At 68.2% G+C, this 14,606-nt stretch carries 10 protein-coding genes and 1 rRNA gene; 4 read left to right on the plus strand and 7 right to left on the minus strand.

The window, feature by feature from the left end; genetic code table 11:
* Positions 1–517: 517 nt before the first annotated feature.
* Positions 518–3,049, minus strand: coding sequence for an alpha-glucan family phosphorylase (gene glgP, locus ACQEVO_RS25010; protein WP_432917710.1), 2,532 nt, complete (start codon positions 3,047–3,049; stop codon positions 518–520).
* 171 nt (positions 3,050–3,220) lie between these two features.
* Here glgP and ACQEVO_RS25015 point away from each other — a divergent pair, with 171 nt between their 5' ends.
* Together ACQEVO_RS25015 and glgB are read left to right on the plus strand one after the other, a co-directional pair.
* Positions 3,221–5,224, plus strand: coding sequence for an alpha-1,4-glucan--maltose-1-phosphate maltosyltransferase (locus ACQEVO_RS25015; RefSeq protein WP_432917713.1), 2,004 nt, complete (start codon positions 3,221–3,223; stop codon positions 5,222–5,224).
* 7 nt (positions 5,225–5,231) lie between these two features.
* Positions 5,232–7,388 carry a 1,4-alpha-glucan branching protein GlgB gene (gene glgB, locus ACQEVO_RS25020; RefSeq protein ID WP_432917716.1) on the plus strand — a complete coding sequence of 719 codons (2,157 nt, stop codon included), beginning with the start codon at positions 5,232–5,234 and terminating at the stop codon, positions 7,386–7,388.
* Between the two features lie 457 nt (positions 7,389–7,845).
* On the opposite strand, the gene ACQEVO_RS25025 is transcribed toward glgB, so the two are convergent.
* The 3 genes from ACQEVO_RS25025 to ACQEVO_RS25035 form a co-directional block, all read right to left on the minus strand.
* Positions 7,846–8,697: a tetratricopeptide repeat protein gene (locus tag ACQEVO_RS25025; RefSeq protein WP_432917719.1), complete on the minus strand. Its 852-nt coding sequence runs from the start codon at positions 8,695–8,697 to the stop codon at positions 7,846–7,848.
* 61 nt (positions 8,698–8,758) lie between these two features.
* Positions 8,759–9,124, minus strand: a complete 366-nt coding sequence (locus ACQEVO_RS25030) for a DUF3817 domain-containing protein (protein WP_432917722.1) — start codon at positions 9,122–9,124, stop codon at positions 8,759–8,761.
* A 69-nt stretch (positions 9,125–9,193) separates the two neighbouring features.
* Positions 9,194–10,372: an acetyl-CoA C-acetyltransferase gene (locus tag ACQEVO_RS25035; RefSeq protein ID WP_432917725.1), complete on the minus strand. Its 1,179-nt coding sequence runs from the start codon at positions 10,370–10,372 to the stop codon at positions 9,194–9,196.
* A 598-nt stretch (positions 10,373–10,970) separates the two neighbouring features.
* Here ACQEVO_RS25035 and mce point away from each other — a divergent pair.
* Both mce and ACQEVO_RS25045 read left to right on the plus strand, forming a co-directional pair.
* Entirely contained in the window at positions 10,971–11,444 is a 474-nt protein-coding gene (mce, locus tag ACQEVO_RS25040; RefSeq protein ID WP_039822866.1) for a methylmalonyl-CoA epimerase, read from the plus strand.
* Between the two features lie 86 nt (positions 11,445–11,530).
* Positions 11,531–12,547, plus strand: a complete 1,017-nt coding sequence (locus ACQEVO_RS25045; RefSeq protein WP_432917729.1) for a hypothetical protein — start codon at positions 11,531–11,533, stop codon at positions 12,545–12,547.
* 591 nt (positions 12,548–13,138) lie between these two features.
* Here ACQEVO_RS25045 and ACQEVO_RS25050 read toward each other — a convergent pair.
* The 3 genes from ACQEVO_RS25050 to rrf form a co-directional block, all read right to left on the minus strand.
* The gene (locus ACQEVO_RS25050; RefSeq protein WP_432917732.1) at positions 13,139–13,444 is read right to left on the minus strand and encodes an ATP/GTP-binding protein; all 306 of its coding nucleotides are present in this window, start codon (positions 13,442–13,444) and stop codon (positions 13,139–13,141) included.
* A gap of 10 nt (positions 13,445–13,454) precedes the next feature.
* A complete protein-coding gene (gene nucS / locus ACQEVO_RS25055) occupies positions 13,455–14,138 on the minus strand; it encodes an endonuclease NucS (RefSeq protein WP_432917735.1) in 684 nt (227 codons plus the stop codon).
* 336 nt (positions 14,139–14,474) lie between these two features.
* Positions 14,475–14,591: ribosomal RNA gene (rrf, locus tag ACQEVO_RS25060) — 5S ribosomal RNA — on the minus strand.
* Positions 14,592–14,606: the final 15 nt, after the last annotated feature.

Genomic DNA, 14,606 nt, shown 5'->3' on the forward strand with positions numbered 1-14,606 from the left:
GGTGTGATTTCGGAGGTATTCCCCCGCGTCGAGCTCGGGGCGCGATCAAACCCTGGGTTTCGAGGTCGACCGCCCGCGAAGGGCAGGCTGTAGTTCGGGAGACGCACTCGTGCCCCGAGGTTCGAGTTCTCCGCCGTGCGAGCGGAAGTAGACCGTCCGTAGAAAAGGGGTGGGCTGTGGCTTTGGAGACGCTTCTCGTCTCGGGGGCGGGGCCGTATCAACCCTGGTCTTCACTCCTACGCTTCTCCGCTCGGTCGCTCCAGACCCGGGGCGGGCCCGCCCATGGAATGCCGTCTGTTGTGGATACGGAGGCCGGTGCTTTCGCCGCGGAGGTGCGCAGGCCCTCGGCCAAGACGTGCTGCTCATCCTCGCCGATCGATGGCGGTGGAGCAGGCGCCCGCCGAGCCGTCAGACATTCTCGACAAGCAGCTTCCGGGACCCCGGCGTCGGGCGGCAACGCGCCGCGGCGTCCGGAGGCGACGGTCACCGTCTTCGTGTTGGGCGGGCGTGTGGGTTCTCAGGCGTTGGTGACCCAGCCCAGCTCGGCGTTCGAGGCGAGGAGTTCGTGGGTGGGGAGGACCCGGACCGTGTAGCCGACCGCGCCGGGGAGCGGTACCGGTGTTTCGACGGTGAACAGTTCGACGGTCGATTCCGGAGCCTCCCGGCCCGCGGGCGACATCGCGACCGTGGTGATATCGGACAGTTCGTCGTCGGGCGATACCCGGCCCAGCACCGCCTGCACCACCACATCCCGGGGTTCCAAGCCGCCGAGGTCGACGCGGGCGGTGAGTGAGAGCGGCGCGCCGAGCACGGGGGTTTCGGGCAGACCGGTCGCGTCGACCCGGACCACCCGGACCCGGCTCCATGCCTGCGTCACGCGGTTGCGGTATTCCGCGAGTTCCCGCGCGCCGCGTAGATCGTCCGCGGCGACGCGCCGGTACGCGGCCGCCGCCGGCGCGTAGTACTGCTGGGCGTAGTCGCGCACCATCCGGTCCGCCTGCACCTTCGGCCCGAGCGTGCCGAGGGTGTGGCGCACCATCTCGAGCCAGCGCACCGGCAGACCATCCGCGTCGCGGTCGTAGAACCGGGGCGCGACGGTCTGTTCCATCAGCCGGTAGAGCGCGGTGGCCTCCAGGTCGTCGCGCCGCTCCTCGTCGGTGACGCCGTCGGCCGTCGGGATAGCCCAGCCGTTCTCGCCGTCGAACATCTCGTCCCACCAGCCGTCCCGGATGGAAAGGTTCAGGCCGCCGTTGAGTGCCGATTTCATGCCCGAGGTACCGCAGGCCTCCAGGGGTCGCAGTGGATTGTTCAGCCACACATCGCATCCCCAGTACAGGTAGCGGGCCATGGATATGTCGTAGTCGGGCAGGAAGACGATGCGATGCCGGACCGCCGGGTCGTCGGCGAAGCGCACCAACTCCTGGATGAGCGCTTTACCGCCTTCGTCCGCCGGATGGCTCTTACCCGCGACCACCAGCTGCACCGGATGTTCCGGGTGCAGCAGCAGCGCGCGCAGTCGTTGCGGATCGCGCAGCATCAGGGTCAGCCGTTTGTAGGTGGGTACCCGGCGGGCGAACCCCACCGTCAGTACCTGCGGATCGAAAACCGATTCCACCCAGGGCAATTCGGCCTCGGCCGCGCCGCGCTGCAACCACGACTCGCGGAGTCGGCGGCGCACCTCACCGACCAGGGTCGCGCGCAACGTATTACGCACGGCCCACAACCGCTCCGGCGGCAGCTCCCCGAGTTTCTCCCAGCCGTCCGCGGGCGCCAGCAGTTCACCCCATTCCCGTGCCGCCCACGTCGGGCCGTGCACACCGTTGGTCACCGAACCGATCGGCACCTCCGGGGTATCGAAACCCGGCCACAGCGGTGCGAACATATTCCGGCTCACCGCGCCGTGCAGCCGCGAGACACCGTTGGCCCGCTGCGCGAGACGCAATCCCATATGGGCCATATTGAACACGGCCGGATCCGCTTCCCGGCCCAGTCCGGCGATGCGATCCACACCGATTCCGGGCAGCAGCGGCGAATCCGATTCCCCCGACGACCCCCCGAAATAGCGGTGCACCAGCGAAACCGGGAACCGGTCGATACCGGCCGGCACCGGGGTGTGGGTGGTGAAAACGGTGCCGGCCCGGACCGCGGCGAGCGCGGTATCGAAATCGTGCCCCGCGGCGAGATATTCGCGAATCCGTTCCAGCCCGAGGAATCCCGCGTGGCCTTCGTTCATATGGAAGACCTCCGGGTCCGGGAGCCCGGCCGCCGCGGTGTAGGCCCGCACCGCGCGCACACCCCCGATACCGGCCAGGATCTCCTGTTCGATCCGGTGCTCCTGATCCCCGCCGTAGAGCCGGTCGGTGACGGCCCGCAGATCCGGATCGTTGCCGGCGATATCGGAATCCAGCAGCAGCAGCGGCACCCGCCCCACCTGCGCAATCCACACCCGTGCGGCCAGCACCCGCCGATCCGGCATCGCCACGTGCACCAGCACCGGCGACCCGTCGGCCGTCAACGGCCGCAGCGGCAGCTCCCGCGGGTCCAGCGCGGGATACCGTTCGGCCTGCCGGCCGTCGGCGGTCAGCGACTGCCGGAAATATCCGGCCCGGTAGAGCAACCCCACCGCGATCAACGGCAGACCGAGATCGGACGCCGCCTTCAGATGGTCTCCGGCGAGTATGCCGAGACCACCGGAATAGTTCGGCAGCACCTCGGTGACCCCGAACTCCATCGAAAAGTACGCGACCCCCCGCACCCCGAAATCGGCGCCCGGCCGGTCCAGGTAGGCCCGCAGGTCCGCGGCCACGGAATCCAGCAGCGTGCAGAATTCGGTATCGGCGGCCAGCTCGTCGAGCCGCCCGGGCGGCACCTCCCGCAGCATCCGCACCGGATCCTGCCCGGCCTCGGCCCACCGGAGCGGATCCAGCGCGGCGAATACATCCTGCGTGGGTCCGTGCCACGACCAGCGCAGATTGTTCGCCAATTCACCCAGCGCGGCCAAACGCTCCGGCAGATGGGCGCGGACGGTGAACCGACGCAGTGCCTTCATGAGCTGTTTATAGCGCCGCCGCCCGCCGCGCGGGGTTCCGGCCCCCTCGAGTCCGGCGCGGCATCGGAAACCCCGTGCTCGGCCGGGCCGGGAACACCCGTGGCCGAAATCTCGTACCGAACCACACGCCGCCGGAGGCTGCGCCAGGACACAGCAAATATCATCGCGTGGATGACCGGCCGCATCGCCATCGACGACACCGCCCCGTGTATCCCCGGAGGGTATCCGGCCAAGGCGGTGGTCGGGGAAGTGTTCCCGGTGCGGGCCGTGGTGTGGCGCGACGGGCACGGCGCCGTCGGCGCCACCCTGGCGATCCGGGCCCCCGGCTCGACACGGTCGCGCCGGGTGCCGATGACGCCCGATTACGAACCCGATGTGTTCAACGGGATCTTCACCCCCGGCACGCCCGGCCTGTGGCATTACCGGGTCGAGGGCTGGGCCGATTCCATCGCGACGTGGCGATCCACGGTGGAAGCGAAACTCGCCGTCGGGCAGAGCGCCGGCGATCTGGCCAACGATCTGGAGATCGGGGCGCGCCTGTTCGACCGGGCCGCGCAGGCAGTCGGGAAGAAGCAGTTCGAGCGTTTACGGGCGGTGGCGGCGGCCCTGCGGGCAACCGAACCGCTGCCCGCGCGGGTCGCTCCCGCGTTCACCGACGAGGTGGCCGAGATCCTGCGCGAGAACCCGCTGCGGGATCTGATCACGCGCGGCCCGCAGTTCTCGGTGCTGGTGGAACGCCCCCGCGCGCTCACCGGCGCCTGGTACGAGTTCTTTCCCCGCTCGACCGGGGGCCGCGACGCCGACGGCAACCCCGTGCACGGTACCTTCGCCAGCGCGACCGCCGAGCTGCCGCGGATCGCGGCGATGGGTTTCGATGTGGTCTATCTGCCGCCGGTCCATCCGATCGGCCGGGTGAACCGCAAGGGCCGCAACAACGCGCTCAGCGCCGGACCGGGCGATGTCGGGTCCCCCTGGGCGATCGGCTCCGCCGAGGGCGGGCACGACGCGTTCCATCCGCAGTTGGGTACGGAGGCCGATTTCTCGGCGTTCGTCACCGCCGCCGCCGGTCTCGGTCTCGAGGTCGCGCTGGATCTGGCGCTGCAATGCGCGCCCGACCACCCGTGGGTCACCGCGCATCCCGAATGGTTCACCACCCTGCCGGACGGCACGATCGCCTACGCCGAGAATCCGCCGAAGAAATATCAGGACATCTATCCGCTCGAATTCGACAACGACCCCGACGGCCTGTACGCCGAGGTGCTGCGGGTGGTGCGTTATTGGATCGGGTTGGGGGTGAAGATCTTCCGGGTCGACAATCCGCACACCAAGCCGGCCGATTTCTGGGAGTGGCTGATCGCCGCCGTCCGCCGGACCGACCCGGATGTGGTGCTGCTCTCGGAGGCATTCACCTATCCGGCCCGCCTGTACGGTTTGGCGCGGCGCGGTTTCAGCCAGTCCTACACGTATTTCACGTGGCGTACCCATAAGCACGAACTGACCGAATTCGGTCGCGAACTGGCCGCGAAGGCCGACGAGGCGCGCCCCAACCTGTTCGTCAACACCCCCGATATCCTGCACGAGAGCCTGCAGCACGGGGGTCCGGGGATGTTCGCGATCCGGGCGGTACTGGCCGCCACCCTCGGACCCAGCTGGGGCGTCTATTCCGGCTTCGAGCTCTACGAGCACCAGGCCGTCCGCCCGGGCAGCGAGGAATACCTGGATTCGGAGAAATACGAGCTGCGGCCGCGGCCGTTCGCCGAGGCCCGGGCCCGCGGGGAATCCCTGGAACCCTGGCTGACCCGGCTCAACGAGATCCGGCGTCGTCATCCGGCGCTGCGGCAACTGCGCTGCCTGCATTTCCACCACATCGACAACGACAACCTGCTGGCGTATTCGAAGATCGACCCGGCCACCGGGGACGCCGTCCTGATCGTGGTGAATCTGAATCCGTTCGCCGCCGAACAGGGCATGCTCTCGCTCGATCTGCCCGCCATCGGCCGCGAATGGCACGACCGTCCGGTGGTGCACGACGAGATCAGCGGCGAGGAATACCACTGGGCGCAGACCAACTACATCCGGCTCGACCCGGCGCACGCGGTCGCCCATGTGATCGCGTTACCCGCGGTGCCGCATCACGCCCGCGCGGGCCTGGCCTACCGGCGGTCACTGCGGTGAGGTCGCGGTGAACCGGCGCGATCTGCTGCTGCTGGCCGCGGGCAGCCACCCCGATCCGCACACGGTGCTCGGTGCCCACCCGGACCCCGACGGCACGCTGGTGCGGGTGCTGCGCCCGGAGGCCGAATCGGTGGCGGTCCTCGTGGGCGGTACGCGGCACCGGCTCGCACCCCTGGGGCACGGGGTTTTCGCCGATACCCTCCCCTATCCGGAGCTGCTGGATTACCGGATCGTCACCACCTATCCGCACCACCCCGCCACGGTGCTGGCCGACGGCTACCGCTATCTGCCGACGCTGGGCGAATTCGATCTGCACCTGATCGGTGAGGGCCGCCACCAGCGTTTGTGGGAGGTGCTCGGGGCGCATCCCCGCCGCTATCCGGGCTTGGACGGCGAAGTCACCGGGGTCTCGTTCGCGGTGTGGGCACCGAATGCCCGCGGTGTCACCGTTTTCGGCGATTTCGACCACTGGCAGGGTGGAACCTGGCCGATGCGCGCCCTCGGCAATTCGGGTGTCTGGGAGATCTTCGTGCCCGGTGCCGCCCCCGGCGACCGCTACAAATATCGCGTCTACGGCGCCGACGGCCGGGCCGCCGACCATGCCGACCCCCTCGCGTTCGCCACCGAACTCCCCCCGGCCACCGCGTCGATCGTCACCGCGAGCCGGCACGTGTGGACCGACCGCGCCTGGCTGGCCGGCCGGGCGCACACCGATCCGGCGCGCGCTCCCCTGAGTATTTTCGAACTGCACCTCGCCTCCTGGCGGCCCGGCCTGAACTACCGGGAACTCGCCGGCGAGCTCAGCGAATACGTCCGCCGCCTCGGTTTCACCCATGTGGAGCTCCTCCCCATCGCCGAGCATCCGTTCGGCGGCTCGTGGGGCTACCAGGTCACCTCCTATTACGCCCCCACCGCGCGCTTCGGCAGTCCGGACGACTTCCGGGCCTTCGTCGACCGGCTGCACGCCGACGGGATCGGCGTCATTCTCGACTGGGTGCCCGCGCATTTCCCGCGCGACGCCTGGGCGCTGGCCCGCTTCGACGGCACCCCGCTCTACGAGCACCCCGACCCGCGTCGCGGTGAGCAGCCCGAATGGGGCACCTACGTTTTCGACTACGGCCGGCCGGAGGTCCGCAACTTCCTGGTCGCCAACGCGCGCTACTGGATCGAGGAGTTCCATATCGACGGGCTGCGGGTCGATGCGGTCGCCGCCATGCTGTACCTCGATTACGCCCGCCCCGGCAGCGGCTGGGAGCCGAATATCCACGGCGGCCGGGAGAACCTGGAGGCGGTCGCCTTCCTCACCGAACTCAACGAGAGTCTGCACAGCTCGTATCCGGGGGTGCTGACCGTCGCCGAGGAATCCACCACCTGGCCCGGCGTCACGCGGGCCACCGAGGTCGGCGGCCTGGGTTTCACCATGAAATGGAATATGGGCTGGATGCACGACACGCTGAGCTACCTCGGCCGCGACCCGGTGCACCGCGCCTGGCACCACAACGAGATCACCTTCTCACTGATGTACGCGTGGAGCGAGAACTACGTGCTACCGCTGAGCCACGACGAGGTCGTACACGGCAAGGGAACGCTGTGGACCCGGATGCCCGGCGACGAGTTCGCCAAGGCCGGCGGTGTGCGTGCCCTGCTCGCCTATATGTGGGCCCACCCGGGCAAACAACTGCTGTTCATGGGTCAGGAATTCGGTCACTACCGGGAATGGTGGCACGACCACAGCCTCGACTGGCACGAGCTGGACAATCCCCTGCACCGGGGAATCCAACTGCTCGTGGCCGACCTGAACCGCGTCTACCGCGCACACCCGGCCCTGTGGAGCCAGGACACCACCCCGGGCGGCCATTCCTGGATCACCTGCGACGACCGCGAGTCGAACGTCCTGGCCTTCCTCCGCCACGCCGCCGACGGCAGCACCGTCGCCTGTCTCTGCAACTTCTCCGGCCGCGCCCACACCGGCTACCGGTTGGGCCTCCCGCTGGCGGGCGACTGGCTGGAAATCCTGAATACCGACGCGCTCGAATACGGCGGAACCGGCTCCGGAAACCTCGGCGTCGTGCGCGCCGACCCCACGCCGTGGCACGACCGCCGCGCCTCCGCCGAACTCACCGTGGGACCACTCAGCGTCATCTGGCTTGTTCCCCGGTACTGACGCATCTCGGCCCTCATCCGGAACCTGCCTCCACAGAGACTCCCCGGCCCGGATCCGAGCCGGCCGGAGCTTTAGCAGGAAAGCCGTCGGCAGGCTGTGGTCGGCCTCGTGGATGCACGAGGCCGACAGCCGCCACCGACAAGAACGCGTGGGCAGCGCGGCACCGGCCTGGCCCCGGCGAGAACTTGCAGGGTTTCGCACCGCCGCCCGTAGCCGCCTTCCCGTCACCGGCGACCACCCACTCGACGCCGAGCACGTCGGCGAAGACTGCACATAGGGCCGCATCGGCGGGTTCGCGGGTATTCGATAACCCTCGGTTCCGGCGGGCACCGGTGCGGGCAGTGGGCCGACCGTTGCACGAGGCCAATGGCAATGCGATACGCGATCGCCGACTCGGCCCGCGTTCCCAGCGGCTCACCCACTCCCCGAACGGCGCCGGCAGCCGGCAGCCGGGCGGTCAGTAGAGAGCGGTGGCGAGTTTGCGGCGCGCGGCGACCACGAACGGTTCGGCTTGGTCGAAGAGCTCGAACAGTTCCACCAACCGGGTACGCACCGTGGTGCGCTCGTCGCCGGAGGTCCGCTTGATCAGGGCGATCAGCCGGTCGAATGCCGCCTCGGGCCGCTGCTGGAACACTTCCACATCGGCGGCGTCCAGCGCGGCGGCCACATTGCCCGGATCCGCGTCGGCGGTGGCGATCGCGGTTTCCGGCAACTCCTGGGCCCGGCCGAGGAATTTCACCTGCCGCAGGGCGGCCTTGGCCTCGGTATTGCCGGGTTCCTGCGACAGGATCGATTCGTAGGCCGATTCCGCGCCCGCGAAGTCGCCCTGTTCGAGCAGGGCTTCGGCGGCGGCGAAACGAGGGTCGGCGGGCGGCTCGGCCGGTTCGCCGCCCGGATCGCCTTCGAGTTTTCCTTCCACCGCCTGCACGACGGCCGCGAGCCACTGCCGGACCTGGTCTTCGGGCTGGCCGCCCTGGAAATCGGCGAGCGGCTGACCCCCCGCGACGGCGATCACTGTGGGAATGCCCTGTACACCGAAGGCCTGCGCGATCCGCATATTGCTCTCGGCTTCCACAGCGGCCAGATCCCAGGTGCCGTTCGCCTCGCCGAGGAGCCGCTCCAGCAGTTGCACCAGTTCGATACTGCCGGGGCTGCGCTGCGAATACAGCGCCACCACGATCGGCACCTGCATGGACCGGCGCAGAACCTTGGTCTCGAAATCCGCCTCGGTGACCGTATGGTCACCGGCGGCGGCCGGCGCGCCCGCGGGCGGCTGTTTCAGGGCGGACAGATCGACCGCCCCGGACATGGCGGCGGCTACGGCTGGTGAAGGACGGCGTGATGCTGGTCGAGTCACAGCATCCAGTCTGTCACGACGATGCGGCGAGAGTCTTCGGGGACTCGGTGCCGGACACGCCCGCCGCGGGGAACTTCCCGGTACGCACGGCCCACACCTCGAACAGCACCGTGAAGAACGGCGGGATGCTGGACAGCAGCGCCAGTACGGTGGTCTTCCAGTTCCATTCGAACTCCCGCGACGCCAGCAGCGCGACCAGCACGAACAGGATGAAGATGGTGCCGTGTACCGGGCCGAAGATCTTCACACCGATCTCGTTGCCTTCCGCCGGCAGGTACTTGAACGCCATGCCGATCAGCAGACCCAACCAGGAAATCGCCTCGAGCACGGCGAAGAAGCGGAACCTGCCGGCAGTGGTGCCCAGACCAAGAAAGTTCATGGGCACCATTGTGCCTCAGCCACTACGCCGCGTCGTAGTCGAACCGGTCACACCGGTCATACCGGACGATCAGACCCGCACGATCAGCGCGTCACCCTGTCCGCCGCCACCGCACAGCGCCGCCGCACCGACCCCGCCACCGCGCCGCTTCAACTCCAGCGCCAGATGCAGCACGATCCGCGCACCCGACATCCCGAGCGGATGCCCGATGGCGATGGCGCCACCGTTGACATTGACCTTCTCCGGATCGATGCCCAGTTTGCGGGTGGAGGCGATACCCACCGCCGCGAACGCTTCGTTGATCTCCACCAGGTCCAGATCGGCCGGTGCGATACCTTCCTTCGCGCAGGCCTTGGCGATGGCGTTGGCCGGCTGATCCTGCAGCGTCGAATCGGGCCCGGCCACCACACCGGCGGCACCGATCTCGGCGATCCAGCTCAACCCGAGCTCCTGCGCTTTCGCTTTGCTCATCACCACAACCGCCGCCGCGCCGTCGGAAATCTGCGAGGCCGAACCCGCGGTGATGGTGCCGTCCTTGCTGAACGAGGGCCGCAACTTCGCCAGCGACTCCGCGGTGGTGTCGGCGCGGATACCCTCGTCCTGCCGGAACAGGACCGGGTCGCCCTTACGCTGCGGCACCTCGACGGGCACCACCTCGTCGTCGAATACCCCGTTCTTCCACGCGGCGGCCGCCCGCTGATGCGAGGCCGCGGCGAAGGCGTCCTGATCGGCGCGGGTGATCGGGTCGGTGGCGTTGCGCTGCTCGGTGAGCGCGCCCATCGCCTGATCGGTGAAGATATCGTGCAGGCCGTCGTAGGCCATATGGTCGCGCAGCGTCACATCGCCGTACTTGAACCCCTCCCGGCTCTTCTCGAGCATATGGGGGGCGCGGCTCATCGACTCCTGACCACCGGCGACCACGATCTCGTACTCACCCGCCCGGATCAGCTGATCCGCCAAGGCGATGGCGTTGATACCCGACAGGCACACCTTGTTCAGGGTGAGCGCCGGGACATCCATCGGGATACCGCCGGCAACCGCGGCCTGCCGGGCCGGAATCTGCCCCGCGCCCGCGGTGAGCACCTGACCCATGATCACGTAGTCGACCTGGTCGCCGCGGACACCGGCCTTCTCCAGAGCGGCGGCAATGGCGAACCCGCCGAGATCCGAGCCGCTGAAATCCTTCAGACCGCCCAGCAGCCGGCCGACCGGGGTACGAGCACCGGCAACGATCACGGAGTTGGTCACGACGAGCCTCCTGTATCTATGGCGCCGCCTCCGGCGGCGCGGGTCGGGGCCCTCTGAGCCCCTGGTCTTCACTCCGCCGCTCCTCCGCTTCGCTCCCCCGCTCTGTCGCTCCAGACCAGGGGCGGGCCCCGACCACTGGAGTGATCAGATCCCGGGAGGCCGGCGTTGTCCCGGTCGGCTCGAGCTGTATCGGTCGGGCTCTGTCCGGGCCGGCCCTGGTCCGACCTGAACCAACGATCAGGCAGGTCCATGCCGGCCCCTGGAAAAGTCCGTGCCGACCGGGTGCGGACACCGGTTCACAACAGCCAGGTTCGATCGGACCGACCGACTGCGAACAACTTCGCTGCGAGCCGGTCCGGCTCCAACCGGTCCGCGGCAGACCGGGCCGCCTTCGGCAGGCTCGAGTCGAGCCGACCCGGCGCGCCACCCGGAAGTAGCGCGTCGTGCGGAACGACTCCACGGTAACCCGCCACCCCCGGGATTCGGCGCGCAGGGATGCGCAGATCACCTGCGCGAGATTTGACAGCGGTCGCCCTCAGTCGAGCGAATCCGGGTGGGTACACACCGGCGTCGCAGCGGAACGCGCTACGTTCGAAGGGTGAGCACCGCTACCCCGTCATCAGAATTCATCCCCGCCGACTACATCGTCGCAGTCGATCACGTCGGCATCGCCGTCCCGGATCTGGACACGGCCGTGGCCTGGTACGCCGAGAACCTCGGCCTGGTCGAAACCCACCGCGAGGTCAACGAGGAACAGGGCGTTCAGGAAGCGATGCTGTCCGCCCCGGCCGCCGAGGACGATTCGACTGCTCTGCAGTTGCTGGCACCGCTGGACGAGACCTCCACCATCGCCAAATTCATCGACCGCAGCGGCCCCGGCCTGCAGCAGCTGGCCTTCCGGGTCACCGATATCGAGGCCGTTTCCGCATATCTGCGCGATCGCGGGATGCGTTTGCTGTACGAGGCACCGCGCCGCGGGACCGCCGATTCCCGGATCAACTTCGTCCATCCGAAGGATGCTGGCGGTGTGCTGGTCGAGTTACTCGAACCGGACCCGAATGTTACGCACTAGTATCGTAATCGGACCGTTAGGCATACCTCCGATAACATTCCCGGTCGGCTCACCATGGGCCGGTCTCAGGCTGTAGTTTGTTGGCCATGTCGTCACCCGAGTCCGATCGCAATCGCTTCGTTGCGCTGCCCTTCACCGTCGTGCGCAAGGGTTATGCGCAAGACGAGGTACGTAACTATTTCGACCGTTTCGATGCCGAGTTGCGGGTCACCGCCACCGACCGCGATGCCGCTGCCGCCCAGGCCCGCAACCTCGCCAGTCAGCTGGAGGATGCCCGCGACGAAATCGACGAGCTCCGTAAGGAAGTCGACCGGCTGTCCGTCCCGCCGACCACCGCGGAAGGGATGAGCGATCGCATCTCCCGGATGCTGCGATTGGCTTCCGACGAGGCCTCCGAGGTTCGCGCGCTCGCGCAGGCCGAGGCCGCGGAGATGGTCTCCATCGCCGAGCAGCAGGCCGCGGAGATGCGCGGTAAGTACGAATCCCTGCTCGCCGAGACCAAAGAGAAGCGCGAAGCGCTCGAAATCGAATACGAGCAGACCCTCGCGAATGCGCGTACCGAATCCTCGAAGATCATCGAAGCCGCCCAGGCCGAGGCCGAGCGCCTCGCCAAGGAGTCCGAGGCCAAGCGCAAGGCCACCCAGCAGGACTTCGAGGTCACCATGGCCGAGCGTCGCACCAAGCTGACCCGCGCCATGGAGGAGCTGGAGGCCACCAGCCGCGCCGAGGCCGCGCAGCGCATCAAGGACGCCACCGACGAGGCCAACCGCCTCATCACCTCGGCGACCCAGACCTCCGAGCGCAAGATCGCGCACGCCAAGGAACTGGCCGAGGAGATGCGGGTCCTGCGCGGTCGCGTCCTGGCCCAGCTGCTCGGTATCCGCGGCCAGCTCGATTCGGTGCCCGCCATGCTGGCCGCCGTCAACCGCGAGAGCGAACTGCTCGACGGGGTGCCCGAACAGCCGCGTAAATCCATCGGCGGCGGGCAGAACAAGTCGGTCTCCGGCCGCAACAATCAGAAGGCGATCCCCGAGGTGAACGCCGAAGACGATTCCGACGATATCGTCGAAGAAGAACGCGAAAACGCCGACATCAGCAACTGAGCTCCACCGAGCTGCTGTCGGAACGTATACGGCGACACGACAAATCAAGCCGAAGGCCGCCCCACCCGGGGCGGCCTTCCTCATATCCGGGGAAACACCCCGACGCCCGGTCCGCCGCCGCGAGCGCCTGCCGAGCCACCGAAAGGAATGCCGCTACCGGCGCTTTCCTCGCGACCCGGGCGTGGCAGGGCAGCCTGCGCTCTCTGCGGTATGGGGCGGCGGCGCGGGCATCGACGTCGACCAGACGCCCGCCGCGGTGAGTTCGGTGTTTCGCACCGGTGGTGGCGCCGTACCTCGGCCGCAGGACGGCCTGCGCGATGGGGTGCAGCAGCGCGGCCTGCCGCAGGCGCGCAACCGCCCGCGTGCTGGGCACCACGTCGGTCCGCCGCCGGAAACCCACTCCGCGAGATCCGCGGCCACCGGACCTACGCCCGGTAAGCAGCCGAAGCCGGGCCTGCGTCGTGTGGCCAACCAGTCATTCGAGCTCCCGTTCTCGCGGCATATCCGGGATCCGCACGCGACGCCAGTCGTGAATCACTGTCCGTGCACGGCGCTCCCGACCCATGCGCGGATGAGAAGCAGCCGAGTCGGCTAGGACCAGCGCCGGGTGATCCCGCGGGTCCCCCGGCCGTTCCAGCAGCCGCTGTGCCAATGCCGGCGATCCGTCTCCCCACTACCCGCCGGCCAGGCCACCACATGCGCGACCCCCGGCATGATCTCGTGATCACAGCCCGGGCATCGGTACCGTTTCACCGCCCGCGCCCCCGGCACCGTCCGCACCACGTACTCGTCGCCGTCCGGTCCGGCCTCGGTCCGGCGGTACACATCGCCCAGCCCGGTACCCAACCGGTGCGGCTGCGCCCCGTAGCGCTCGCTGCGCGGTTTTCGTCGTGGCATGGCTTCCAGCTTAGAAGAGCCGGAATTCGTTGCTCTCGGTCCCGCGCAGGGCGTTGTAATCGAGGGTCAGGCAGCGGATTCCGCGGTCCTCGGCCAGCGTCCGCGCCTGCGGTTTGATCTGCTGCGCCGCGAACACCCCCGCCACCGGGGCCAGCAAGGGGTCCCGGTTCAGCAGCTCGAGATAGCGCGTCAACTGCTCCACACCGTCGATTTCGCCCCGCCGTTTGATCTCCACCGCGACTGTCTGCCCATCCGCGTCCCGGCACAACAGGTCCACCGGCCCGATCGCGGTCATGTACTCCCGCCGGATCAGACTGAACCCGGCGCCGAGGGTTTCCACATGCTCGGCCAGCAACTCCTGCAGATGCGCCTCCACCCCGTCCTTCACCAGCCCCGGATCCACCCCCAGTTCATGACTGGAATCGTGCTCGATCTCCTCGATCCCGATCCGCAATTCCTCCCCCGCTTTGTTGCTCACCACCCACAACGCCTTGAACTGCCCCGCCGTATCCGGCTCCCGCTCCTCCAGCCAGCACGGCGGGCTCATCCAGTTCAACGGCTTATACGACCCCCCATCCGAATGCACCAGCACCGACCCATCCGCCTTGATCATCAGCAGCCGCCGAGCCATCGGCAGATGAGCGGTCAACCGCCCCACATAGTCGACCTGGCAACGAGCAATCACGAGTCGCATCCGGCAGAGTCTAGGCCCTGCCGGTGCGAGTTCCCGAACGGCGCCTCGACGAGGCGCACCCGGCCATACCTGCCCAAAAAGCCTCGGGTACGTAGAAGTAGTTGACCTGCGGTGCTTTCCGGGACATTTCGTAACGCCGACACTTCCGGGCGTGCCCAGCACAACAAGCGCCGGCCGAAGCGATCCGCCGATGAAGCACAGCCCGATTCGATCCGCCTTCGGACGCGCACCAAGGGAATTGTTCGTCCCGCATCGACAACCGGGAACCGACTCGATGACTTACCCCTGAACGCACTCTAGGGGCCCACAAAATGTGGGCCCCTAGAGGGAATTATGTTCCGGCGGTGTCCTACTCTCCCACACCCTGTCGAGTGCAGTACCATCGGCGCTGGCAGGCTTAGCTTCCGGGTTCGGAATGGGACCGGGCGTTTCCCTGCCGCTATAACCGCCGTAACTCTATGAAACTGT

The organism is Nocardia sp. CA-290969, from assembly GCF_050936135.1.
Classification (GTDB): domain Bacteria; phylum Actinomycetota; class Actinomycetes; order Mycobacteriales; family Mycobacteriaceae; genus Nocardia.

Excerpts from the sequence above, each read along its gene's own strand:
- glgP (WP_432917710.1), bottom strand. The coding sequence starts at position 3,049 with ATGAAGGCACTGCGTCGGTTCACCGTCCGCGCCCATCTGCCGGAGCGT.
- ACQEVO_RS25015 (WP_432917713.1), top strand. The coding sequence starts at position 3,221 with ATGACCGGCCGCATCGCCATCGACGACACCGCCCCGTGTATCCCCGGA.
- ACQEVO_RS25025 (WP_432917719.1), bottom strand. The coding sequence starts at position 8,697 with ATGTCCGGGGCGGTCGATCTGTCCGCCCTGAAACAGCCGCCCGCGGGC.
- ACQEVO_RS25030 (WP_432917722.1), bottom strand. The coding sequence starts at position 9,124 with ATGAACTTTCTTGGTCTGGGCACCACTGCCGGCAGGTTCCGCTTCTTC.
- ACQEVO_RS25045 (WP_432917729.1), top strand. The coding sequence starts at position 11,531 with ATGTCGTCACCCGAGTCCGATCGCAATCGCTTCGTTGCGCTGCCCTTC.
- ACQEVO_RS25050 (WP_432917732.1), bottom strand. The coding sequence starts at position 13,444 with ATGCCACGACGAAAACCGCGCAGCGAGCGCTACGGGGCGCAGCCGCAC.
- nucS (WP_432917735.1), bottom strand. The coding sequence starts at position 14,138 with ATGCGACTCGTGATTGCTCGTTGCCAGGTCGACTATGTGGGGCGGTTG.